This window comes from Stenotrophomonas sp. Steno-Z2 (genome assembly GCF_056393235.1).
Map to the genome: position 1 here is coordinate 184,891 of NZ_JBWJOY010000004.1, position 21,466 is coordinate 206,356.

Annotated in this window: 25 protein-coding genes; 14 read left to right on the top strand and 11 right to left on the bottom strand. The window is 70.9% G+C overall.

The window, feature by feature from the left end; translation table 11 throughout:
* The first annotated feature begins 7 nt into the window (after nucleotides 1-7).
* Complete coding sequence (locus AC06FP_RS11455; RefSeq protein WP_478075575.1) at nucleotides 8-799, top strand: DODA-type extradiol aromatic ring-opening family dioxygenase; 792 nt, start codon at nucleotides 8-10, stop codon at nucleotides 797-799.
* 116 nt (nucleotides 800-915) lie between these two features.
* On the top strand, nucleotides 916-2,562 hold the full coding sequence (locus tag AC06FP_RS11460) for a Na+/H+ antiporter (protein WP_456117989.1): 1,647 nt from the start codon (nucleotides 916-918) through the stop codon (nucleotides 2,560-2,562).
* Nucleotides 2,563-2,638: 76 nt separating this feature from the next.
* On the opposite strand, the gene AC06FP_RS11465 is transcribed toward AC06FP_RS11460, so the two are convergent.
* Nucleotides 2,639-2,881, bottom strand: coding sequence for a DUF3297 family protein (locus AC06FP_RS11465; protein WP_456117990.1), 243 nt, complete (start codon nucleotides 2,879-2,881; stop codon nucleotides 2,639-2,641).
* 118 nt (nucleotides 2,882-2,999) lie between these two features.
* Here AC06FP_RS11465 and AC06FP_RS11470 point away from each other — a divergent pair, with 118 nt between their 5' ends.
* On the top strand, nucleotides 3,000-3,542 hold the full coding sequence (locus AC06FP_RS11470; RefSeq protein ID WP_456117991.1) for a DUF6630 family protein: 543 nt from the start codon (nucleotides 3,000-3,002) through the stop codon (nucleotides 3,540-3,542).
* A 92-nt stretch (nucleotides 3,543-3,634) separates the two neighbouring features.
* Here AC06FP_RS11470 and AC06FP_RS11475 read toward each other — a convergent pair whose 3' ends face one another.
* The 5 genes from AC06FP_RS11475 to msrB form a co-directional block, all read right to left on the bottom strand.
* Entirely contained in the window at nucleotides 3,635-3,910 is a 276-nt protein-coding gene (locus tag AC06FP_RS11475) for a DUF4031 domain-containing protein (RefSeq protein WP_456117992.1), read from the bottom strand.
* Between the two features lie 14 nt (nucleotides 3,911-3,924).
* Complete coding sequence (locus AC06FP_RS11480) at nucleotides 3,925-4,419, bottom strand: hypothetical protein (protein ID WP_478075576.1); 495 nt, start codon at nucleotides 4,417-4,419, stop codon at nucleotides 3,925-3,927.
* A gap of 80 nt (nucleotides 4,420-4,499) precedes the next feature.
* On the bottom strand, nucleotides 4,500-5,465 hold the full coding sequence (gene motB / locus AC06FP_RS11485; protein WP_478075577.1) for a flagellar motor protein MotB: 966 nt from the start codon (nucleotides 5,463-5,465) through the stop codon (nucleotides 4,500-4,502).
* Nucleotides 5,466-5,468: 3 nt separating this feature from the next.
* Nucleotides 5,469-6,323 (bottom strand): flagellar motor stator protein MotA, encoded by an 855-nt coding sequence (gene motA / locus AC06FP_RS11490; protein ID WP_456117995.1) that lies wholly within the window; start codon nucleotides 6,321-6,323, stop codon nucleotides 5,469-5,471.
* A gap of 73 nt (nucleotides 6,324-6,396) precedes the next feature.
* Nucleotides 6,397-6,864 carry a peptide-methionine (R)-S-oxide reductase MsrB gene (gene msrB, locus AC06FP_RS11495; protein WP_478075578.1) on the bottom strand — a complete coding sequence of 156 codons (468 nt, stop codon included), beginning with the start codon at nucleotides 6,862-6,864 and terminating at the stop codon, nucleotides 6,397-6,399.
* A gap of 128 nt (nucleotides 6,865-6,992) precedes the next feature.
* Between msrB and AC06FP_RS11500 the strand changes: the two genes are divergently transcribed.
* Both AC06FP_RS11500 and AC06FP_RS11505 read left to right on the top strand, forming a co-directional pair.
* Nucleotides 6,993-7,382 (top strand): hypothetical protein, encoded by a 390-nt coding sequence (locus AC06FP_RS11500; RefSeq protein ID WP_456117997.1) that lies wholly within the window; start codon nucleotides 6,993-6,995, stop codon nucleotides 7,380-7,382.
* A 153-nt stretch (nucleotides 7,383-7,535) separates the two neighbouring features.
* Nucleotides 7,536-7,706, top strand: a complete 171-nt coding sequence (locus AC06FP_RS11505) for a hypothetical protein (RefSeq protein WP_456117998.1) — start codon at nucleotides 7,536-7,538, stop codon at nucleotides 7,704-7,706.
* Nucleotides 7,707-7,773: 67 nt separating this feature from the next.
* On the opposite strand, the gene AC06FP_RS11510 is transcribed toward AC06FP_RS11505, so the two are convergent.
* Nucleotides 7,774-8,253 carry a winged helix-turn-helix transcriptional regulator gene (locus tag AC06FP_RS11510; RefSeq protein WP_055770585.1) on the bottom strand — a complete coding sequence of 160 codons (480 nt, stop codon included), beginning with the start codon at nucleotides 8,251-8,253 and terminating at the stop codon, nucleotides 7,774-7,776.
* A 199-nt stretch (nucleotides 8,254-8,452) separates the two neighbouring features.
* Between AC06FP_RS11510 and AC06FP_RS11515 the strand changes: the two genes are divergently transcribed.
* Entirely contained in the window at nucleotides 8,453-9,721 is a 1,269-nt protein-coding gene (locus AC06FP_RS11515) for a D-amino acid dehydrogenase (RefSeq protein WP_478075579.1), read from the top strand.
* Nucleotides 9,721-10,818 (top strand): alanine racemase, encoded by a 1,098-nt coding sequence (alr, locus tag AC06FP_RS11520; protein WP_478075580.1) that lies wholly within the window; start codon nucleotides 9,721-9,723, stop codon nucleotides 10,816-10,818. The genes AC06FP_RS11515 and alr overlap by 1 nt, the downstream gene beginning before the upstream one ends.
* Nucleotides 10,819-10,868: 50 nt before the next feature.
* On the opposite strand, the gene AC06FP_RS11525 is transcribed toward alr, so the two are convergent.
* A complete protein-coding gene (locus AC06FP_RS11525) occupies nucleotides 10,869-11,438 on the bottom strand; it encodes a DUF3016 domain-containing protein (protein ID WP_478075581.1) in 570 nt (189 codons plus the stop codon).
* A gap of 188 nt (nucleotides 11,439-11,626) precedes the next feature.
* On the opposite strand from AC06FP_RS11525, the gene AC06FP_RS11530 reads away from it, so the two are divergent.
* The 4 genes from AC06FP_RS11530 (at nucleotide 11,627) to AC06FP_RS11545 (ending at nucleotide 16,186) form a co-directional block, all read left to right on the top strand.
* Nucleotides 11,627-13,645, top strand: a complete 2,019-nt coding sequence (locus tag AC06FP_RS11530; RefSeq protein WP_478075623.1) for a PAS domain-containing hybrid sensor histidine kinase/response regulator — start codon at nucleotides 11,627-11,629, stop codon at nucleotides 13,643-13,645.
* Nucleotides 13,646-13,722: 77 nt separating this feature from the next.
* Nucleotides 13,723-14,778, top strand: a complete 1,056-nt coding sequence (locus AC06FP_RS11535; RefSeq protein WP_478075582.1) for a class I SAM-dependent methyltransferase — start codon at nucleotides 13,723-13,725, stop codon at nucleotides 14,776-14,778.
* A complete protein-coding gene (locus AC06FP_RS11540; protein ID WP_478075583.1) occupies nucleotides 14,775-15,482 on the top strand; it encodes a pseudouridine synthase in 708 nt (235 codons plus the stop codon). Before AC06FP_RS11535 ends, AC06FP_RS11540 begins: the two co-directional genes overlap by 4 nt.
* Entirely contained in the window at nucleotides 15,479-16,186 is a 708-nt protein-coding gene (locus tag AC06FP_RS11545) for an HAD family hydrolase (RefSeq protein WP_456118005.1), read from the top strand. The genes AC06FP_RS11540 and AC06FP_RS11545 overlap by 4 nt, the downstream gene beginning before the upstream one ends.
* Before the next feature lie 94 nt (nucleotides 16,187-16,280).
* Here the strand turns inward: AC06FP_RS11545 and AC06FP_RS11550 are convergent, their stop codons facing one another.
* The 3 genes from AC06FP_RS11550 to AC06FP_RS11560 form a co-directional block, all read right to left on the bottom strand.
* Entirely contained in the window at nucleotides 16,281-16,829 is a 549-nt protein-coding gene (locus AC06FP_RS11550) for a DUF1415 domain-containing protein (protein ID WP_456118006.1), read from the bottom strand.
* 169 nt (nucleotides 16,830-16,998) lie between these two features.
* A complete protein-coding gene (locus AC06FP_RS11555) occupies nucleotides 16,999-17,484 on the bottom strand; it encodes a YajQ family cyclic di-GMP-binding protein (protein WP_478075584.1) in 486 nt (161 codons plus the stop codon).
* 60 nt (nucleotides 17,485-17,544) lie between these two features.
* Nucleotides 17,545-18,645 (bottom strand): serine hydrolase domain-containing protein, encoded by a 1,101-nt coding sequence (locus tag AC06FP_RS11560; protein ID WP_478075585.1) that lies wholly within the window; start codon nucleotides 18,643-18,645, stop codon nucleotides 17,545-17,547.
* Between the two features lie 78 nt (nucleotides 18,646-18,723).
* Here AC06FP_RS11560 and AC06FP_RS11565 point away from each other — a divergent pair, with 78 nt between their 5' ends.
* From AC06FP_RS11565 to AC06FP_RS11575, 3 genes are all read left to right on the top strand, one after another.
* Entirely contained in the window at nucleotides 18,724-19,635 is a 912-nt protein-coding gene (locus tag AC06FP_RS11565) for a DMT family transporter (RefSeq protein ID WP_478075586.1), read from the top strand.
* 119 nt (nucleotides 19,636-19,754) lie between these two features.
* On the top strand, nucleotides 19,755-20,762 hold the full coding sequence (locus AC06FP_RS11570; protein ID WP_456118009.1) for a methionine ABC transporter ATP-binding protein: 1,008 nt from the start codon (nucleotides 19,755-19,757) through the stop codon (nucleotides 20,760-20,762).
* Nucleotides 20,759-21,448: a methionine ABC transporter permease gene (locus tag AC06FP_RS11575; RefSeq protein WP_478075587.1), complete on the top strand. Its 690-nt coding sequence runs from the start codon at nucleotides 20,759-20,761 to the stop codon at nucleotides 21,446-21,448. Before AC06FP_RS11570 ends, AC06FP_RS11575 begins: the two co-directional genes overlap by 4 nt.
* Nucleotides 21,449-21,466 lie beyond the last annotated feature (18 nt).

Here is a 21,466-nt window from a genome sequence, read left to right on the forward strand (position 1 = left end):
GTTCCCCATGTCCGCCCTGCCGTCCCTGTACATCTCCCATGGTTCGCCGATGACCGCGCTGCAGCCCGGCCCGGTGGGGCCGCGCCTGGCCGAACTGGCCGCCGCGCTGCCGCGTCCGCGCGCCATCGTGATGGCCTCGGCGCACTGGCTGGGCCGCGCGCCGACGGTGTCGGCGGCGGCGCGGCCGGAAACCATCCACGACTTCGGCGGCTTCCCCGACGCGCTGTACCGGCTGCAATACCCGGCCCCCGGCGCGCCGGAACTGGCGCAGGACGTGGCGGCGCGGCTGGCCGCGGCCGGCCTGTCGCCGGCGATCGACCCGCGGCGCGGGCTCGACCACGGCGCCTGGGTGCCGCTGCGCCTGCTCTACCCGCAGGCCGACATCCCGGTACTGCAGCTGTCGATCCAGCCGTCGCTGGGGCCCGGGCACCAGTGGGCGATGGGCCGCGCGCTGGCACCGCTGCGCGACGAAGGCGTGCTGCTGGTCGGCTCCGGCAGCATCACCCACAACCTGCACGACTGGCGCAGCTACGCGCAGGGCGGGGAAGCGCCGTACGTGCGCCCCTTCATCGAGTGGGTGGAACGTAAACTGCTGGCCGACGACGTGCCGGCGCTGCTGGACTACCGCCGCCAGGCGCCGTTCGCCGAGCAGGCGCATCCCACCGACGAGCACCTGCTGCCGCTGCACTTCGCGATGGGCGCGGCCGGTTCGGACCGGCTCGGCGCGCGGCGCATCGATGCCGGCATCGACATGGGCTTCCTGGCGATGGACATCTACCGCTTCGACGGCGCGGCCTGATCGTCCGGATTCGTGCCGGAACACCCGCCGCCGTCATCGGCGGCGGCGCGGGGCTGTGGTAGTTTTTCCGCGTGGGTCCAACCGTCGCCGCCAAGGTGGTGACTTCGTGGAGAGGCATGCACACGATCGAAGTCGTTCTGGCGATGTTGGTGGCGGTGGTCGCCAGCGGCTACCTGGTGAGAATCCTGCCGTTTTCCCTGCCGCTGCCGCTGGTGCAGATCGGCCTGGGGGCGCTGATCTCCGGCGTGTTCAAGCGCGGCCACGCGCTCGAGCCGGACATGTTCTTCCTGCTGTTCCTGCCGCCGCTGCTGTTCCTGGACGGCTGGCGCATCCCCAAGCAGGGCCTGTTCCGCGACAAGGGCGCGATCCTGGAGCTGGCGTTCGGCCTGGTGGTGTTCACCGTGGTCGGCGCCGGCCTGCTGATCCACTGGCTGATCCCGGCCATGCCGCTAGCGGTGGCGTTCGCGCTGGCGGCGATCATCTCGCCCACCGACCCGGTGGCGGTGGGCGCGATCGCCTCGCGCGTGCCGATTCCCAAGCGGCTGATGCACATCCTGGAAGGCGAGTCGCTGCTCAACGACGCCTCCGGCCTGGTCTGCTTCCGTTTCGCGGTGGCCGCGGTGATGACCGGCAGCTTCTCGTTGGCGCAGGCCTCGCTGACCTTCCTGTGGGTGGCCTTCGCCGGCCTGGGCATCGGCGTGGCGGTGACCCTGGGCGTGTCCACTTTCCAGCGCTGGCTGTGGCGCAGCTTCGGCGAGGAACCGGGCGCGGCGCTGCTGGTCAACCTGCTGATCCCCTTCGCCGCCTACCTGCTGGCCGAGGAATTCAACGCCTCCGGCATCCTGGCCGCGGTCGCCGCCGGCATCACCATGAGCTACGTCGAGCTCACCGGCCGCATCAGCGGCAGCATGCGCGTGCAGCGCGCGGCGGTGTGGAACACGGTGCAGTTCAGCTTCAACGGCATCATGTTCGTGCTGCTCGGCGAGCAGCTGCCGGGCATCGTGCAGCGCGCGGTGGACACCATCGCGGTCACCGGCCACCGCGAATGGTGGTGGCTGGCGATCTACGTGCTGGCGATCAACGCGATGCTGGTGGTGCTGCGCCTGGCCTGGGTGTGGCTGTCGCTGCGCTGGAACCTGCTGCGCGCGCGCTGGCGCGGCGAGGAACGCGTGACCACGACCTCTTGGCGCGTGGTGCTGGCGATGTCGGTGGCCGGCGTGCGCGGCGCCATCACCCTGGCCGGCGTGCTGACCCTGCCGTTGATGGTGCCCGGCGGCGAACCGTTCCCGGCGCGCGACCTGGTGATCTTCCTGGCCGCCTCGGTGATCCTGGTGTCGCTGCTCGGCGCCAGCGTGCTGCTGCCGCGGCTGCTGCGCGGGCTGGAACTGCCGCGCGACGACGACAGCCGGCGCGTGGAGGACCTGGCCCGCAAGCTGTCGTCCAAGGCCGCGCTGGCGGCGGTGGAGAAGACGCGCCAGCAGCTGGTGGAAGGCCAGACCACCACCAACGTGCAGCTCTACAACGACGCCGCGGCGCGGGTCAGCCTGCTGTACCAGCGCAACCTGGAGAAGGGACAGGGCCCGGACGAGGACCCGGAGAAGGTGCGGCGCATGGAGCAGGCTTACCGCAGCCTGCGCTCGGCCGGACTCACCGCCGAGCGCGAGGAGCTGTTCCGGCTGACCCGGCGCGGGCAGATATCCGACGAGGTCGCGCGCAAGCTGATCCGCAACCTGGACCTGCTGGAGAGCCGGCAGCGCGACTAGCGGGGAGGGCGCGGCGCCGGGTGGCGCCCGGCGCTGGCTTTCGGGGGTGGAGCCCGCGGCCGGGCTCCGTCCCGCCTTACTTCAGGTTGAGGAAATACGGCTCGACCGCGCCGTTGATCTTCAGCGTCATCGGGTTGCCGCGGCGGTCGCGGGCCTTGCCCGCCTGGACGCGGATCCAGCCCTCGCTGACCGAATACTCCTCCACGTCGTCGCGCTCGACGCCGTTGAAGCGCACGCCGACGCCGCGTTCGAGCGCGGCCGGGTCGTGGAACGGGCTGCTGGGGTTGACCGCCAGGCGGTCGGGAGGGGTATCGCTCATGTCTGTGTTCGTTGACGGCCACCGTGGCCCTCTTCAGGCGCACAAGGATAACCGCTGCGGCTTCCGCTGCCGCGCGCGCGGCGGCAGAATGCGCGCCATCACGCAGTGGAGAGCCGCCATGCCCGACAACAGTGCCGACTACGAGGATTCCGACGAACTGCTGCCGACCTTCGACGAGGACGACCACCCGGCGCGGGTGTGGAACCTGCTGTGGCTGATCAACCCCGGCGACGAGGAAACCGCGCTGCAGCAGTTCGATGCCTGGCGCGAAGCGCGCGCCGGCGCCGAGGACGAGGCCGGCGACGAGCAGTGGCTGTGGGACCTGAAGGACGCCATCGACTGGCGCGCGGGCTTCTACGTGGACTGGAAGGACGTCGATTCGTTCGTGGCCGCGCTCGACGAGCTGGCCGCGCGCTGGAACCTGCGCATCGACTGGGGCGGCGACCTGGACGACGAGGACTTCGCGCAGGATCTCGACGTGCCCACGCTGATGGCGACCGCGCACGACCGCCTGCGCGAGCACGGCTACACGCTGTGGAACTGGAACACCGGCGGCGACGGCTACGCCGGCTGGATCGCGCTCAGCCGCGACGACGAGGCGATGCTGGCGCTGTGCTCGCTGCTGGGCGTGGAAGTGCGGCCGGGCAGCGACCCGTTCTGAATCCCGCCGTGCCCGCGTAGCGGCGGCGTTTGCCCCGCAGGCCCTGGCGGACGGGGCGGATGCCACGGGAAGCGCGCGGGCCGGCCCCGCGCCTATGGCTGGTATTGCGCCCGCGCGTTGGCGATGACCCGCCGCACCAGCTCGCGGTCGGTGTGGCGCGAGATGGCGCGCGCGCCCAGCGCGATGGCGGTTTCGCGCAGCGGCGCCGGCACGTCGTAGTGCGCGCCGCTGGGCCGGTTCTGGAACGCCCGCCGCGGAATCCCGAGCTGCCGCGCCATGGCGTGCAGCTCGGGCAGAGTGTCGGCCAGCAGATGCGCCCAGCGCTCGCCGCGCCAGGGGTGTACCGCATCGTCGATATAGACCGTCACCGCGGCGCCGCCGCTCAGGCCTGCGGCTTGTCGCCGGCTTCGGCTTCGGCTTCGGCGCCGGTCGCCGCTTCGCTGGCGCCGGCTTCATCGGCGGCATCGTCGCCGTCGGTCGCGGCTTCCTCGCCTTCGACGCCCTCGAATTCGGCGACCAGGCCGGCCAGGTAGTCGTCGGCGCTCTTGCCTTCGGCCGCGGCGGTGGCGTCGATCAGCTGCTGCAGCTGTTCGGAGTGCTCCAGGGTGACCTTGCGGCCTTCCTTCTCCTGCACGTTGGCCAGGTGCTTGAGCATGGCCAGCATCGGCACCGGGTTGTCGGCGTTGCCCATGGTCTGGCCGCCGATGGACAGCAGCCACTGCCGGCCCTGCAGGCCGATGGCGGCGACCACCTGGCCTTCCTCGTTCACCAGCACGGCGTGGTTCTGGACCTGCTGCTGCGCGTCCAGGCGCAGGAACGGGCGGCGGGGCTGCTGCTTCTTGCGCTTGTCGCGCTTGGCTTTGGACTGCTTGGACATGGGCGTTCGACGAAAGGAAACGGCCGCCATTGTAGGCGGCCGCTGCCGGTGTTGCCGAACCCGCGCCGCGGCGCGGGCCTTCAGTGGATGCCGGCCCCGGGCGCCGCGGCCGCCCCGTCGTCCGCGGCGGCCGGTGTGGCAGGTGCCGTGGCGCCGGGCATGGGCAGCGCGGCGATGGCCGACAGCGCGGCGGCCTCGGCCTCCTTGGTCATCACCACGATGCTGATGCGGCGGTTGATCGGGTTCTGCGGGTCGGTCTTGTCGAACAGCACCGAGGAGGATAGCCCGATCACCCGCGCCACCTTGTCCTCCGCCATGCCGCCTTCCAGCAGGGCGCGGCGCGCGGCGTTGGCGCGGTCCGCGCTCAGTTCCCAGTTGCTGTAGCCCAGCTGCGTGGAATAGGCGGTGGTGTCGGTATGGCCGCCGATGCTGATGTGGTTGGGCACCTGGTTGATGAAGTGCGACAGCTCGCGCAGGATCTGGCGCGTGTACGGCATCAGCGTGGCGCTGCCCATGTCGAACATCGGCCGGTTCTGCTTGTCCACGATCTGGATGCGCAGCCCTTCGGGGGTGATGTCCAGCAGCAGCTGGTCCTTGAACGGCTCCAGCGCCTGGCTCCTGCTGATGGCTTCCTCCAGCTCCTGCTTCAGCGCTTCCAGCTGCCGCTTCTCGCGTTCGCGCTCGTCCACCGGCGTGGGCACGGCTTCGCGCTGGTTCTGGAAGGGGTCGTTGCTGTTGCCGCGGGAGATGTCGGTGGCGCCGCCGAGCCTGATCATCGAGGTGCTGGCGCCACCGGGCCCGGCCATGCCCGGCGCCGGCGTGGCGCTGGCGCCGCTGAGCGGGCTCGGGTTGCGGAAATACTCGGAAATGGCCGCGCGCTCGGGCTTGCTGGTGGAGGCCAGCAGCCACATCACCAGGAAGAAGGCCATCATCGCGGTGACGAAGTCGGCATAGGCCACCTTCCACGAACCGCCGTGGTGGCCGCCCCCTTGGATCTTCTTCACCCGCCGCACGATCACCGTGGGCTTGGCATCGTTGCTGGCCATGGCTTATTTGACCGACTTCAGGTGCTGCTCGAACTCGGTGAAGCCCGGGCGCAGCGCCGATGGCACGGTCTTGCGCGCGAACTCCAGGGCGATCTTCGGGTTGTAGCCGCGCAGGCAGGCCAGCAGGGCGGTCTTGACCGACTCGTAGATGCGCGAATCCTGTTCGGCGCGCGCTTCCACCGCGGCCGCGATCGGGCCGATGAAGCCGTAGCCGAGCAGGATGCCGAGGAAGGTGCCGACCAGCGCGCCGGCCACGTGCGCGCCGACTTCCTTGATATCGCCGCCGATCGAGCCCATGGTGATGACGATGCCCAGCACCGCGGCGACGATGCCGAAACCGGGCAGGCCGTCGGCGACCTTGGTCAGCACGTGCGCCGGCTCCATCGCCTCGTGATGGTGTTTTTCCAGCTCCAGCTCCAGCAGCGGTTCCAGCTCGTGCGGTTCGATGTTGGAGCCGATCATCAGGCGCAGGCAGTCGGTGATGAAATCCACCAGGTGGTGGTCGGCCTGGATCTTGGGGTAGTTGGCGAAGATCGGGCTTTCGGCGGCGTTCTCGACGTGCTCCTCGAGCGACATGAAGCCTTCGCGGCGCGCCTTGTTGAGCAGTTCGTACAGCAGGCTCAGCACGTCCAGGTAGTCCTGGCGCTTGTAGCGCGGGCCCTTGAACACGCCGACCACCGAGCCGAGCGTCTTCCTGACGGTCTTGGCCGGGGTGCCGACCAGGAAGGCGCCCAGCGCGGCGCCGCCGATGATCACCAGCTCGAAGGGCTGCCAGAGCGCGCCGAGCTTGCCGTGCGCGCCGACATAGCCGCCGAGTACGCTGAGGATGACGACAAGCAGACCGACGATGATGAGCATGGGGCAGGGGACACGGGAGGGGATATCCCGTTGTCGGCCGTGCCGGCCGGAACTGAAGCGGGAAAGTGTGAACTCAGTCGGAGGCCGTCGCTTCGACGCCGCCGCGCCGCAGCGGGTCCGGCCAGGCCGCGCCGCGGTCGACGAAGGACAGCGAAACCGAGTTCAGGCAATGCCTTTCGAAGGTCGGCGGCGGGCCGTCGGGGAACACATGGCCCAGGTGGCTGCCACAGCGGGCGCAGACGATTTCCGTGCGCACCATCCCGTGGCTGGTATCGCGGATGCGGCCGATATGCGCCGGGTCGAACGGAGCGAAGAAACTCGGCCAGCCGGTGCCGGAGTCGAACTTGGTGCTGGAGCGGAACAGCGGCAGGCCGCACAGCCGGCAGCAGTAGGTGCCCTCGCGCTTGTTGTCCAGGAACACGCCGCAGAACGGCGCCTCGGTGCCGTGGTGGAGCAGGACGCGGCGCTCGTCCTCGCCCAGGCCGGCGACCAGGGCGTCGCGCTGGGCGGCATCGGGGGGAGTCAGGTCGAAAGCGGTCATGGGGGCGCCTCCGTGGGGGATGGAACGCCATGGTAGGCGCGGGCCGGCGTGGCTCCAACCGCCGCGTTAATGGCCCCTGCAGCGCCGGGGAGGCATGATCGCCCCATACGCACCTGTGGGAGTGCCCGATGAAAAGGATTCCTCTGTTGCTGCTTGCGATGTTGGCCGCCGTCCCCGCCATGGCACAGCTCAGGCCCGCGCCGCCGCCGACGCAGACCCGGCCGGTAAGCCTGCCGCCGCCCTCGAAGCCGGCCAGCGATGCCACCGGCCAGGCGGCCGACAACGCGCGCCTGCGCGAGCGGCTGGAACGCCCGGCGCTGGGCGACCGGCCCGCGGCCAAGCCTACGGCCAAGCCCGCCGCGAAGCCGTCGCCGACCGCGGCGGTACCGGTGTACGACCACGACGGACGGCGACTCAACGGCATGCGCCCGGCGGGCCCCGGCCGGGTGATGGACACCCGCACCGGCCGTTACCACGACACCGTGCCCAGCGGCGACGGCGTGCGCATCGTGCGCTGAGCGCCGGCGGGCTTAACCACCGGCAACGCGGGCCGCGCAGTCACCCAGGTCACGGCGGGAATCACCGCATCTTGGCGCGTGCATAACCCTTCCGGGGCGCACTGTGCGCATGCGCAGTCGATGCGCGTCCACATGCCGTACCGGAGTACCGAAATGTCCAACATGCACCAGAACCATCCGAACCCGGGGCATGCCCCGCAGCGCAACGCCGGCCAGCCGGCGCCGCAGGAACCGCAGCGGCCGTCGAAGACCGCCGGCGCCAGCGAAGCCGCCGGCAAGGCCGACAAGCAGGCGCACAAGGCGCCGGAACGGGACCGCCGCTGACAACGCGGCGGGCAGTGTCCGATGAGCAAGCGGCGGGCCTGTCCCGCCGCTTTGTCGTCGGCCCACTTCAATCGGCGATGGGCAGGCTGAGCGTCTCCTTCACTTCCTCCATCACGATGTAGCTCTTGGACTCGCGCACGTGCGGCAGGCTGAGCAGGGTGCTGCCGAGCAGCTTGCGGTAGGAGGCCATCTCGTTGATGCGCGCCTTGAGCAGGTAGTCGAAGTCGCCCGAGACCAGATGGCACTCCAGCACGTTGGGCAGTTTGAGCGCGGCGCGGCGGAATTCCTCGAAGATGTCGCCGGATTTGTAGGCCAGCGAAATCTCCACGAACACCAGCAGCCCGGCCTTCACGTACTGCGGGTCCAGCCGCGCGTAGTAGCCGGTGATCACGCCCTCGCGTTCGAGCCGGCGGACGCGCTCGGTGCAGGGCGTGGTGGACAGGCCCACGCGCTCGCCCAGTTCGGTGAAGGAAATGCGGCCCTCGGCCTGCAGGATGCGCAGGATGCGGCGGTCGATCTTGTCCAGTTCGCGGCTGCGGGTGGCCATGGCGCTCTGCTTTGCGTGAAGGAAACGGGAAATTACCCTGTTTTATCCTGCAATACGGGAAAAATCACTGGAATGGGCTGAATATACTGCGCCGTTCATGGCCCCTGCCCGATCCTGCGCAGGGAATTGACAGGGTCCGAGCCTGCCGTCGCTCCCGCCGCCTCCGCGCCGGGCATGGGCGGGCTCCCAGGAGAGAACGATGCGGGTTCTGATACTCGGCAGTGGTGTGATCGGCACGACCAGTGCGTGGTACCTGCGGCAGGCAGGTCATGAGGTCACGGTGGTGGACCGGCAGCCGGGCCCGGCGCTGGAAACCAGCTTCGCCAACGCCGGCCAGCTTTCCTTCGGTTACACCTCGCCGTGGGCCGCCCCCGGCGTGCCGCTGAAGGCGATCAAGTGGCTGTTCCAGGAACACGCGCCGCTGGCGATCCGCCCCACCGCCGACATGGCCCAGTACCGCTGGCTGTGGCAGATGCTGCGCAACTGCACCGCCGGCCGTTACGCGATCAACAAGGCGCGCATGGTGCGCATGTCCGATTACAGCCGCGACTGCATCAACGAGCTGCGCGCGGCCACCGGCATCGACTACGAAGGCCGCCAGCTGGGCACCACCCAGCTGTTCCGCACCCAGCAGCAGCTGGACGCCGCCGCCCAGGACATCGAAGTGCTGCGCCAGTACGGGGTGCCCTACGAGGTGCTGGACCGCCAGGGCGTCGTGCGCGTGGAACCGGCCCTGGCCGGCAAGGCCGACACCCTGGTCGGCGCGCTGCGCCTGCCCGAGGACCAGACCGGCGACTGCCAGCTGTTCACCCGCCGGCTGGCCGCGCTGGCCGCCGCCGCCGGCGTCGAATTCCGCTTCGACCAGGACGTGGCCGGCCTGCAGCGCGAGGGCGACCGCATCACCGGCGTGCGCATCGGCGGCCGGCTGGAGACCGCCGACCAGTACGTGGTCGCGCTCGGCAGCTATTCGCCGCAGCTGCTGGCGCCGCTGGGCATGCGCCTGCCGGTGTACCCGCTCAAGGGCTATTCGCTGACCCTGCCGATCACCGACGCGGCGATGGCGCCGACCTCGACCATCCTGGACGAGAGCTACAAGGTGGCGGTGACCCGCTTCGAGGACCGCATCCGCGTCGGCGGCATGGCCGAGGTGGCCGGGTTCGACCTGTCGCTGGACCCGCGCCGCCGCGCCACCCTGGAAAAAGTGGTCAACGACCTCTATCCACACGGCGGCGACCTGTCCCGCGCCGAGTTCTGGACCGGCCTGCGCCCGGCCACGCCGGACGGCACCCCGGTCATCGGCGCCACGCCGTACCGCAACCTGTTCCTCAATACCGGCCACGGCACCCTCGGCTGGACCATGGCGGCCGGCTCCGGCCGTTACCTGGCCGACCTGATGGACGGCCGCAAGCCGCAGATCAGCACCGAAGGCCTGGACATCTTCCGCTACGGCGGCCAGGGAGCGGCCTGATGCGCCCGGCACAGGCCCTCATCGACCTGGAAGCGCTGCGCGGCAACTACCGGCTGGCGCGGCAGCTGGGCGGCGGCAAGGCGCTGGCGGTGATCAAGGCCGATGCCTACGGCCACGGTGCGGTCGCCTGCGCGCGCGCGCTGGAGGCCGAGGCCGACGGCTTCGGCGTGGCCTGCATCGAGGAGGCGCTGGAACTGCGCCAGGCCGGCATCCGCAAGCCGGTGCTGCTGCTGGAAGGTTTCTTCGACGCGGCCGAGCTGCCGCTGATCGTCGAGCACGCGCTGTGGACCGCGGTGGCCTCGCGCTGGCAGGTCGAGGCGGTGGCCGCGTTCCGCAGCGACGCCCCGCTGCAGGTCTGGCTGAAGCTGGACAGCGGCATGCACCGGCTGGGCCTGTCGGTGGAGGAATTCCGCGCCGCGCATGCGCGGCTGTCGGCGCTGCCGCACATCGCGCCGATGGTGCTGATGAGCCACATGGCGCGGGCCGACGAACTGGACAGCCCGCGCACGCTGGAACAGCTGGACACCTTCAACCGCGCCATCGATGGCCTGCCCGGCGAAACCAGCCTGTGCAACTCGCCGGCGCTGCTGGGCTGGCCGCAGGTGCGCAGCGACTGGGTGCGGCCGGGCCTGATGCTGTACGGGGCCGACCCGCTGTACCCGCAGCCGAGCGCGCACGCCGACCAGCTGCGCCCGGTGATGACCCTGCAGTCGCGGGTGATCGCGGTGCGCGAGATCGGCGCCGGCGAACCGCTGGGCTACGGCGCGCGCTTCGTCGCGCAGCGGCCCACGCGCGTGGGCGTGGTGGCGATGGGCTATGCCGACGGCTACCCGCAGTTCGCGCCCAACGGCACCCCGGTGCAGATCGACGGCGTGCCCGGCCAGCTGATCGGGCGGGTGTCGATGGACATGCTCACCGTCGACCTCACCGACCACCCGCAGGCCGGGCTGGGCAGCATCGTGCAGCTGTGGGGCACGGCGCCGACCATTTCCGAACTGGCGCCGCGCTGCAACACCAGCGCCTACCGGCTGCCCTGCAGCCTCAAGCGCACGCCGCGCGTCTATCTGTCGCAACAGGCAACAGAAAAGGGCCGCTGACGCGGCCCTTTCCTTGCATCCTCGTGCGGTCGCGAGCGCCGCCGCCGGCGTCAGAGCCCGGCGGTGGCGCGGTCCTCGCGCAGCTCGCGGCGCAGCCAGTCGTCCAGCAGGCGCTTTTCGTAGCGCAGCGGATCGGTGTCCGACAGGCGCGTGTTGCCGTACAGGTAGGCGTTGTCCACCAGCTTGCGCTCGCCCTTGTCGATCACCTGGCCCTGCGCGTCGGTCAGGGTGAACTGCAGGCTGATGCGCGGCGGGTAGATGTCGCGCATGAAGCGCACGTCGTCCATGCGCGGGCCATGCCAGGGCTCGTAATCGCCGGCGCGCTTGATGTCGGTGATGGTGACGCTCATCTGCTGGCCTTCGGGCAGCTTGCTGGAAGCCTGCTTGCGCAGGTACTCGGCCAGGTCGGCCACCCAGTTGCCGCGCTCGGCTTCCCAGCGGTTGCGGTTCTGGCGCAGCTCGGTGAAGCCGGACGGGTCGTTCCACTGCACCTGCACCGGGCCTTCCACGGCCAGGGCGCGCGGCGCCTGCGGGTCGGTGACCCTGGCGGGCCCGGCGGCGGCGGTGCCCGCCACGAGCAGGCAGGCCAGCGCCAATGCGGCAAGAGTCGGGGTCTTCATGACGAACCTCCGGTGACGGGTGTGTGTCCTGCAGTGTGGGGGCGATCGCCGCGCCGGGCAATCGCCGGGCGCCGGGCGGTTGGAGCCGGGTTGCGGACGGTTCATCATCACATGCCGTGGATAGCGGCACGCCCAGACTTGCCTCCCCCTGCCGCACCGCTGCAGAGACCCGCCGAACCGCCTTGAGCATGCGTCCACCCGAACTGGAGCCGTTCCTCCCGCCGCCGGCGCCCCCGGTGGCCGCGGGCTTGGAGAGCTCGCCGCTGTACCAGGAGGTGTTCGAGGCCGTCGGCACCGGTTTCTGCGTGATTGAGGTGCTGTTCGACGAAGCGCGCGCGGTGGACTTCGTGCACTGCAAGGTCAACGCCGCGTTCGAGCGCATCACCGGCCTGGCCGACGTCGTCGGGCGGCGCGCCACCGAGGTGCTGCCGGGGCTGGACGAGTACTGGTTCAGGGTGTTCGGGCGGGTGGTCGGCGAGGGCATGCCGGTGCAGTTCGAGCGCTACCTGCCGCAGCTCGGGCGCTGGTACTCGGTCGAGGCGGTGCGGCTGGGGCCGGCGGCGGCGCGACGGGTCGCGGTGCTGTTCTTCGACATCTCGCGGCGCAAGCAGATCGAGACCGACCTGGCCGAGAGCGAGGCGCGCTTCAGCGCGCTGGCCGATGGCCTGCCGATGCCGGTATGGGTGCTGGACGACCTGGGCCATGTGCGCTTCGTCAACAACGCCTTCGGCAGCTTCTTCGGGCTGGACGGCGACCATGCCTTCGGGCCGCGCTGGTGGGAAGGGCTGCTGCACCCGGAAGACCTGACGGTCTTCGAGTACGCGCTGGAAGAGGCCCTGTCCAACGAACGCGAGCTGCACCTGAGCGCACGCCTGCGCCGCCACGACGGCCAGTGGCGCTGGCTGGAGATGAACGCCGCGCCGCGTTTCTCGGCCGATGGCCGCTTCATCGGCCTGGCCGGCAACAGCCCGGACATCACCGAGCGCCGCGAGATCGAGATGGCGCGCGAGGAACTGCTGGAGGCCGAGCGCGCCGCGCGCAACGCGGCCGAAGGCATGGCGCGGGTGAAGGACGAATTCCTCGCCACCCTGTCGCACGAGCTGCGCACCCCGCTCACCACCATCCTGGGCTGGAGCGAACTGCTGCTGCAGCGCATGGAACCCGAGCATCCGATGCGCCGCGGCGTGGAGGTGATCGCCAGCAGCGCGATGGCGCAGAAGCGGCTGATGTCGGACATGCTCGACCTGAGCAGCATGCTGCTGGGCAAGGTGCAGTTGGAGGTCGAAGTACTCGACCTGGCCGAACAGGTGCGCGAGGCGGTGCGCCTGCAGGAGCTGGTGGCGCAGGGCAAGGCGCAGACCCTGGTGGTCGATGTGCCGCAGGCGCCGTGCCCGGTGCTGGGCGATGCGACGCGCCTGCAGCAGGTGCTGTGGAACCTGCTGGCCAACGCGATCAAGTTCACCCCGGTCGAGGGCCGGGTCGAGGTCGTGCTGCACCAGGAGGAAGAGCACTACGTGGTGGACGTGCGCGACAACGGCGACGGCATCGCGCCGGAGTTCCTCGTGCACCTGTTCAGCCGCTTCAGCCAGGCCGACGCCACCACCACCCGCCGCCATGGCGGGCTGGGTCTGGGCCTGGCGATCGTGCAGCAGCTGACCGAGCTGCACGGTGGGTCGGTCCGCGCGCAGAGCGGCGGCGCCGGCCAGGGCGCCACCTTCAGCGTGCGCCTGCCGGTGTACCGCGTGGAAAACGCCGGGCGGCCGCGGCGCACGGTACAGCGGGTCGCGGCCGGCGAACACGTGGTGGCCGCCCACGCCCTGGCCGGGACGCGCATCCTGGCGGTGGAGGACCAGCCGGACGTGCTGGCCTATCTGCGCCGGGTGCTGGAGGAGCAGGGCGCCACCGTGGTGGTGGCCGCCTCCGCGGCCGAGGCGCTGGAACTGCTCGACCTGCGCGGCCATGCCGCCTTCGACGTGCTGGTCAGCGACGTGGGCATGCCCGGCATGGACGGTTACGGGCTGGTGCGCACCCTGCGCGAGACCATGGGCGTGTCCGCGGCGGAACTGCCGGCGGTCGCGGTGACCGCGCTGGCGCGTGGCGACGACCGCCGCCGTGCGCTGGCGGCCGGCTTCCAGAAGCATGTCGCCAAGCCGTACAGCGTGGCGCAGCTGGTCGGGGCGATCCGCGAAGCCTGCACCCGCTGCTGAACCCCGCGACGGCGCGCCCGGCCCCGGTCCGGCCGGGCCGCTAGAATGGCCGGCTACGTTCCGCCGGATATTCCGCGATGGCCGCCGCCCAAGACGCCCCGCTGCAGACCCTGTTGCTCCCGTTCGCCCATGGCGCCCTGTCCTGGCCGCAGGGGCCGGTGCTGTTCCTGCGCGCGCGCGACGGCTGGCCGCTGCGCGAGCAGGCCGCGGCCACGCAGCTGCTCTGCGTGCAGAGCTTCCGTCCGTTCGCGCAGGCGCTGGAGCGCGGCGGCTGGGAGGTGCGCGACGAGGCGGCGCTGGAGGCTTCGGGCGAAAAGTACCCGCTGGTGCTGGTGCTGCCGCCGCGCCAGCGCGACGAAGCCCGCGCGCTGCTGGCCCGGGCCCTGGCGCAGGTGGCGCCGGGCGGCGTGCTGGTCGCCTGCCAGTCCAACAACGAGGGCGCGCGCTCGGGCGAAAGCGACCTGCAGCAGCTGGCCGGCCTGGGCGGCAAACTGACCAAGAACCATTGCCGCGTGTTCTGGACCGCGCCGCTCGACGGCGGCCACGACGAAGCGCTGCGCGCGCGCTGGGCGGCGCTGGACGCGCCGCGGCCGATCATGGGCGGGCGCTTCCACAGCCGCCCCGGCGTGTTCGCCTGGGACCGCATCGATCCGGCCTCGGCGCTGCTGGTCGAACAGCTGCCGGCCGACCTCGCCGGGCGCGGCGCCGACCTCGGCGCCGGCTGGGGCTATCTGTCGGCCGAGGTGCTGGCGCGCTGCCCGAAGGTCGCCGCGCTGGACCTGTACGAGGCCGAGTCGCGCGCGCTGGCGCTGGCCCGCCGCAACCTGGCCGGCAGCGGCGCGCAGCTGGATTTCCGCTGGCACGACGTCACCGCCGGCATCGACGGCCGCTACGATTTCATCGTCTCCAACCCGCCGTTCCACACTCCCGCGCGCGAGGACCGGCCGGACATCGGCCAGCGCTTCATCGCCGTGGCCGCGCAGGCGCTGCGCCCGGGCGGGCGGCTGTTCATGGTCGCCAACCGGCACCTGCCCTACGAGCAGATCCTCAACGACAGCTTCGGGCAGGTGCGCGTGGCGGCCGAGCGCGACGGCTTCAAGGTCATCGTCGGCACCCGCGGGGGCCGCGCATGAAGCTGGTCAAGCACATCGCCAACCTCGGCTACGGCAGCCGCAAGCAGGTGCAGTGGCTGTTCCGCGAGGGCCGCGTCACCGATGCCGACGGCGAGGTGCTGTATGCCGACGACAAGGTGGAGCACGACGCCATCCGCATCGATGGCGAGCCGCTGGACCCGCCGCCGGGCCTGACCCTGATGCTGCACAAGCCGGCCGGCTACACCTGCTCGACCAGGGACCAGGGCCGGCTGGTCTACGACCTGCTGCCACCGCGTTTCCGCGAACGCTCGCCGCTGCTGTCCACGGTGGGCCGGCTGGACCGCGATACCAGCGGCCTGCTGCTGATGACCGACGACGGCGCGCTGCTGCACCGGATCGTGTCGCCGAAGTCGAAGCTGGACAAGGTCTACGAAGCGCGGCTGGCGCAGGACCTGCGCGGCGACGAGGCGGCGACCTTCGCCAGCGGCGCGCTGCTGCTGGAATCGGAGGACAAGCCGCTGCTGCCGGCCGAACTGGACGTGCTCGGCCCGCGCCACGCGCGGCTGACCCTGCACGAAGGCCGCTACCACCAGGTGCGGCGCATGTTCGCGGCCGTGGGCAACCACGTCGACGCCCTGCACCGCAGCCGCATCGGTGGGCTGGCGCTGGGCGATCTGGCGGAAGGGCAGTGGCGGCCACTGTCGGCCGCCGACCTGCACGCCCTGTTCGGAGACGCGCCATGACCCTGCTGACGGCACTGTCGGCGCGGCCGCAGGCGGTGATCTTCGACATGGACGGGCTGATGCTGGACAGCGAGCGCGCCCTGCTGGGCTGCCTGGCGCAGGCCGGCGCCGCGGCCGGGCACGACCTGCCCGAGGCCTTCCTGCTGTCGCTGATCGGTTCCAGCGACGCGCTTACCCGCCAGCGCATCGCCGCCCAGGTCGGTGCCGACGCGGTCGATGCCCTGCTGCAGGATTCCTATGCGCGCTACGACGGCCTGGTCGCCGCCGGCGTGCCGCACCGGCCGGGCATCGTCGACCTGCTCGACACCCTGGTCGCCCACGGCGTGCCGCGCGCGGTGGCGACTTCGACGCGGCGCCCGCTGGCGCTGCGCAAGCTCGAAAGCGCCGGCCTGCTGCCGTATTTCGAACACGTGGCGACCAGCAGCGACGTCGCCCATGCCAAGCCGGCGCCGGACATCTACCTGCTGGCCGCGGCCAGGCTGGGCGTCGAACCGCGCCATTGCCTGGCGCTGGAGGATTCGCCCACCGGCGTGCGCGCCGCGCTGGCCGCCGGCATGAGCGTGATCCAGGTACCGGACCTGCTGGAGCCGGACGCCGACGTGCGCGCGCTGGGCCATGCCATCGCCGGCTCGCTGCACGATGTACGGGGCCTGCTGCTGCCCCTGCTCGAAGCCCCTCTCCCCGTGGGAGAGGGGTTGGGGTGAGGGTACGGGCGTAGCCACGCGACAGTGATCGCGCGAGGCTTTCCACGGCCTCATCCGCTCCTTCGGGCACCGTTCCCGGCGGGGGACGGGAGCTTCACTCCCCGGCCAGCAGCCTGTTCCAGCCGTCCACGCCCAGCCGGTCCAGCGTGGCGATGTTGCGTTCCACGATCACGTCCGGGTCCGGGAACGCGGCCACCGCGCGCTCCACGCTGTCCTCGCGCAGCAGGTGCAGGGTGGGCCAGGGCGCGCGGTTGGTGTAGTTGCTCACGTCGTCCGGCGCCGTGCCGGCGAACTGGTACTGAGGATGGAAGCTGGCCACCTGCAGCACGCCCTGCAGGTCCAGCGCCTCCACCGCGGCGTCGGCGTTGTCGAGGAAATCGTTGTAGTCGAGGAAATCGGTGAGCACCTGCGGGTGCACGATCAGCGTGGTGTCGATCTGCTCGGCCGGGGTGTCGCGCAGCAGCAGCAGTTCCTCGGCCAGCTGCTCCAGAAGGGCTTCGGGCGTGGTGGCGTCGCTGAGCACGAAGCGCACCTGCTCCTTGACGTACACCGCCTTGGCGAACGGACACAGGTTCAGCCCGATCACGGCCTTTTCCAGCCAGCGACGGGTGTCGGCGATCGGGTCGTGGGCGGTGTCGTTCATGGCGTGCGGGCTGGGAAGCGGGGCGGCCATTCTAGGGGATGCCGGCCGCGGCGGCGGCGGCCAGAAACGCCGTAGGAGCGGCTTCAGCCGCGATGGAGCCTTCCCGGGAAAGCCATCGCGGCTGAAGCCGCTCCTACGGTGGCATGCGGCCGGTTGCGGGCCGGCAGGCTCAATCGCGGAAGTTGTCGAACTGCAGCGGCTGCTCGAATTCGTTCTTCTTCAGCAGCGCGATCACGTCCTGCAGGTCGTCGCGCTTCTTGCCGTTCACGCGCAGCTTGTCGCCGTTGATCTGGGTGTCGACCTTGATCTTCGATTCCTTGATCTTCGCCGCGATCTGCTTGGCCAGCTTCTGCTCGATGCCCTGCTTGACCGTGACCTGCTGGCGCGCGCCGCCCAGGTTGGTCTCGATGTCGCCGAACTCCATGCAGCGGAAATCGATGCCGCGCGCGGCCAGGCGCTGCTTGAGGATGTCGGCCATCTGCTTGAGCTGGAAATCGCTGGGCGCGGCCAGCTTGATCAGCTTGTCGCCGTCCTGCTCGAACTTCGCGTCCACGCCCTTGAAATCGAAGCGCGTGGACAACTCGCGGTTGGCCTGGTCGATGGCATTGGTCAGTTCGTGCTTGTCGACTTCGGACACGACGTCGAAGGAAGGCATGGGGAAGCTCCTGGCGGAAAAACAGCGGCCATTCTAGGCGATCGCACCGTGGCGCCGCCGTCAGGGCGCGCCCTTCCACTGCGCATGCAGCAGGTTGGATACCGCGAAGCAGGCCGGCGCGTCCCTGTTGGACAGCACGATCACGGTTTCGCCCGTGTGCGGGTAGGTGCGTACGTCGGTACAGATGCCGTCGGCATTGCCGCCATGACCCCAGCGGAAGTCGCGCTCGGGCACGTCCGGGCCGTAACCGGTGGCGAAGAAGCCCAGTCCCATGAATTCGCGCTGCGGCGTGGTCGCTTCCCTGAACAGCGGCAGCGGCAGCAGCCGCCCGTCACGCAGGGCCTGCACGAAGCGCAGCAGGTCGCCGGCCGGCGCCACTTCGCCACCAGCGGCCAGGCCGCGCGCCGGCAGCGTGGCGCAGTTGCGTACGCGCCTGCCATCGACGTCGACGTAGCCGGCTGCCAGGCCCGGCGCGGGATCGTCGCAGTCGACGAAGCCGGTGCGGGTCATTCCGGCCGGCGCCAGCACGTGCGCGTGGATGTAGGACTCGAAATCCTGCCCGGATAGCACCTCGACCATGCGTCCCAGCACCACGTAGCCGTAGTTGCCGTACTTCTGCTGCGTGCCGGGGGCGAATTCCGGCGCGCGCCCGCCGTGCAGGGCGATGATGTCGGCAGCGCTGCGCAGCCGCGCGCGCCCGGCCGCGTTCGCGGCGCCGAACAGTTCGTCCACGTCGCCGGCGCCGGCGGTGTGGGTGAGCAGCTGCCGCACCGTCACCGTGTCGGCGAAGCCGCGGTGCGGGTAATCCTTGAGCACGTCGCCGACATGGCTGTCCAGGGTGATGCGGCCGGCGGCGACCTGCTGCAGGATCGCCACGCTGGTGAACATCTTGCCGGCCGAGGCCAGGTTCAGGCGGTCGTCGGCGCGCAGCGGCGCCTCGCCGTTCTCGTCGCGCAGGCCGTAGGCCTTTTCGAACACCACATTGCCGTCGTGCGCGACCAGCACCACGCCGGAAAAGCGCCCGGCCGCTTCCAGCCCGAGAGCGAAACCGTCCAGCCGCGCCAGGTCGGTGGTCGAAGGCGCCTGCGCCGTGGCCGTTGCGCAGGCCAGGGACAGGGCCAGCGCGGCCAGGGAGCGCAACGAGGTGGAAATGGCAGGCATGCGTCCGGCTCCGGCGGCAGATGGGGCGAGCATAGCGGCAACGCGGCGTGCGCCGGCGCGGCCTGCGATAATCGGGCCATGTCCGCTTCCCCCCCGTCCGTTCCGCGCTCTCCCGCCGCCGCCGTGGCGTGGATGCTGTCCGCCGTCGCCCTGTTCTCGCTGATGGATGCCGGCATGAAGCTGCTGTCGGCCAGCTACCCGACCCTGCAGGTGACCATGCTGCGCGGCGCCGCCTCGCTGCCGTTCGTGCTGGTGTGGGTGCTGGCCACCGCCGGGCCGCGTTCGCTGGTGCCGGTGCGCTGGGGCCTGCACCTGCTGCGCGGCGCGCTGGGCATGGTGATGATCGGCTGCTTCGTCTACGCGCTGCGCAGCCTGCCGCTGTCCACCGCCTATTCGATCTACTTCGTCGCGCCGCTGCTGGTGGCGGCGCTGTCGGTGCCGCTGCTGGGCGAGCGGGTCGGGCCGCGGCGCTGGGTCGCCATTGCCGTGGGCCTGGTCGGCGTGCTGGTGGTGCTGCGCCCCGGCGTGGACGGTTTCATCTCGCTGCCGGGGCTGATGGTGCTGCTGGCGGCCACCGCCTATGCCATCGCCGCGGTGACGGTGAGCCTGCTGACCCGCACCGATACGCCGCAGTCGATGGTGGTGTGGTTCCTGCTGATCATGGCGGTCGGCGCCGGGCTGCTGGCCTGGCCGCAGTGGCAGCCGCTGCAGTGGAAGCACGCCGGGGTGATCGCCGGCATGGGCCTGGCCGGCGCGCTGGGGCAGATCGCGCTGACCCGCGCCTTCCAGCTGGGCCAGGCCTCGATGATCGCGCCGCTGGAGTACACCGGCCTGGTCTGGGTGATCGGCTGGGACCTGCTGCTGTGGGGCGCGCTGCCGGACCGCATGACCTGGATCGGCGCGGCGATCATCGTCGCCAGCGGCCTGTACCTGCTGCACCGCGAGCGCGTCCAGCACGCGCGGCGGGCCGGGCAGGTGGACCACCCCTGAACGGTCCGCCGGCCTACATAGAACCAAAAGGAATAAGATTCCTTCCGCCCATGCGGGCGCCGCGGTCCCGGCGCTGCTAGGCTTGCCGCCCCCCTGTCGTCCGTCCACCCGCCCTGGCCGTGATCGAGTTCCAGAACCTGCACAAATCCTATGCCGTGGACGGCCGCGCGATCACCGCGCTGCATCCGCTCGACCTGGCCATCGGCGCCGGCGAAGTGTTCGGCATCATCGGCCATTCCGGCGCCGGCAAGTCGACCCTGATCCGCCTGATCAACCGGCTGGAGGAGCCCAGCGGCGGCCGCGTGCTGATCGACGGCCAGGACGCCACCGCGCTGGACGCCGAGGGCCTGCGCGCGCTGCGCCGGCGCATCGGCATGATCTTCCAGCACTTCAACCTGCTGTCGGCGCGCACCGTGGCCGGCAACGTCGCCTTCCCGCTGGAACTGGCCGGCGTGCCGAAGGCCAGGATCGATGCGCGCGTGGCCGAGCTGCTGCGCACCGTCGGCCTGGAAGCGCACGCGGCCAAGTACCCGGCGCAGCTGTCCGGCGGGCAGAAGCAGCGCGTGGGCATCGCCCGCGCGCTGGCCACCGAGCCGAAGATCCTGCTGTGCGACGAGGCCACCAGCGCGCTCGACCCGCAGACCACCGCCTCGGTGCTGGCGCTGCTGGCGAAGATCAACCGCGAGCTGGGCCTGACCATCGTGCTGATCACCCACGAAATGGACGTGATCCGCCGCGTCTGCGACCGCGTGGCGGTGCTCGACGCCGGCCGCCTGGTCGAGAGCGGGCCGGTGAGCCAGGTGTTCCTGCATCCGCAGCACCCGACCACGCGCCGCTTCGTGTCCGAATCCGAGCACGTGGACGAGGGCGAACTGCACCGCGATTTCGCCGCCGTGGGCGGGCGCATCGTGCGCCTGACCTTCCTCGGCGACGGCACCTACGAACCGCTGCTGGGCCGCATCGCGCGGCAGACCGGGGTGGACTACAACATCCTGTCCGGCCGCATCGACCGGATCAAGGACACCCCCTACGGGCAGCTGACCGTGGCCCTGGTGGGCGGCGACCAGAACGCCGCCCAGGCCGGTTTCGTCGACGCCGGCGTGCACGTGGAGGAACTGCGCCGATGATCGTCGCCACCGCCGGCGGTTTCTTCCGCCACCTGGATGCCGGCAAATGGGCCGACATCGGCCAGGCCACCGTCGACACCCTGCTGATGCTGGCCGGGTCGCTGCCATTGACCATGGCCATCGGTCTGCCGCTGGGCGTGCTGCTGTTCCTCACCGGATCAAAGCAGCTGCGCCGCCGCCCGCTGCTGTACGGCGTGACCGCGCTGTTGGTGAACGTGCTGCGCTCGGTGCCCTTCATCATCCTGATGATCGTGCTGATCCCGGTGACGCTGGCGATGATGGGTACCTCGCTGGGCGTGCGCGGCGCGATCCTGCCGCTGGTGGTCGGCGCGGCGCCGTTCTACGCGCGCCTGGTCGAGACCGCGCTGCGCGAAGTGGACCGCGGCGTGATCGAGGCCAGCCAGGCGATGGGCGCCACCACCGCGCAGCTGGTGTTCAAGGTGCTGCTGCCCGAAGCGCGGCCCGGCCTGATCGCCGGCGCCACGGTCACCACCATCGCCCTGATCGGCTTCACCGCCATGGGCGGCGCCATCGGCTCCGGCGGTCTCGGCGACCTGGCCTTCCGCGACGGCTACCAGCGCTCGCACACCGACGTGGCCCTGGTCACCGTGGTGCTGCTGCTGGTACTGGTGCAGCTGCTGCAGATGCTGGGCGACCGGCTGGTGCGCCACTACACTCGCCGTTGAGTCCGCGCTCGCCTGCAC